The sequence below is a fragment of the Streptomyces flavofungini genome (assembly GCF_041028215.1).
Taxonomy (GTDB): domain Bacteria; phylum Actinomycetota; class Actinomycetes; order Streptomycetales; family Streptomycetaceae; genus Streptomyces; species Streptomyces flavofungini_B.
This window is the reverse complement of sequence record NZ_JASKYR010001439.1, coordinates 1-863: the sequence shown is the minus strand read 5'-3', so window position 1 is coordinate 863 and position 863 is coordinate 1. Positions and strand designations below refer to the sequence as shown.

The window sequence follows — 863 nt, the reverse complement described above, 5'->3', positions numbered from 1 at the left end:
CGCCCGCCCTGGCCGTTGCCCTGCCCGGTCAGACAGCCGTACCCGGACAGCGGCCGTCCCGCACGCCCCGTGGCCAGGCAGAGGTTGATCCACGCCCCGACGGTGTCGGTGCCCTTGGACTGCTGCTCGGGTCCGCGCGCGGTCAGCACCATCGAGGCCTCCGCGTCGCAGAAGAGCCGCGCGGCCTCCCGCAGCCGCGGCACGGGCACCCCGGTGATCCGCTCGACGAGTTCGGGCCAGTGCGCCATCGCCGCCGCCCGAGCCTCCTCCCATCCGCTGGTGCGCTCCGCGATGAACGCCTCGTCCGTGCGGCCCTCCGCCACGACCAGGTGCAGCAGGCCGAGCGCGAGCGCCAGGTCCGTGCCGGGGCGCGGCGCCAGATGCAGATCGGCCTGCTCGGCGGTGCGCGTGCGCCGGGGGTCCACGACGATCAGCGTGCCGCCGTTCTCCCGGAGTTCGGTCAGATACCGCAGCGCGGGCGGCATCGTCTCCGCGAGGTTCGACCCGACGAGGATCACGCATCCGGTGCGCGGGATGTCCTCCAGCGGGAACGGCAGCCCCCGGTCGAGCCCGAACGCCCGCTGCCCCGCCGCCGCTGCCGACGACATGCAGAACCGTCCGTTGTAGTCGATCTGCGACGTCCCGAGCACCACCCGCGCGAACTTGCCCAGCGCGTACGCCTTCTCGTTCGTCAGGCCGCCGCCGCCGAACACCCCGCACGCGTCCGCGCCATGTGCCGCCCGCGTGCGGGACAGCTCGCCCGCGATCCGGTCCAGGGCGTCCTCCCAGGTGGCCGGGGCGAGTCTGCCGGGGGCCGGGTCCCGCACGAGGGGCTCGGTCAGGCGCACCCGCGAGGAGAGCAC

General features: G+C 74.9%; 1 protein-coding gene. It reads right to left on the bottom strand.

The features are described 5' to 3' along the window. Positions 1 to 863 (bottom strand): molybdopterin oxidoreductase family protein (locus tag AB8Z36_RS41545; RefSeq protein WP_369218503.1); only part of this gene is annotated, 863 nt, incomplete at both ends.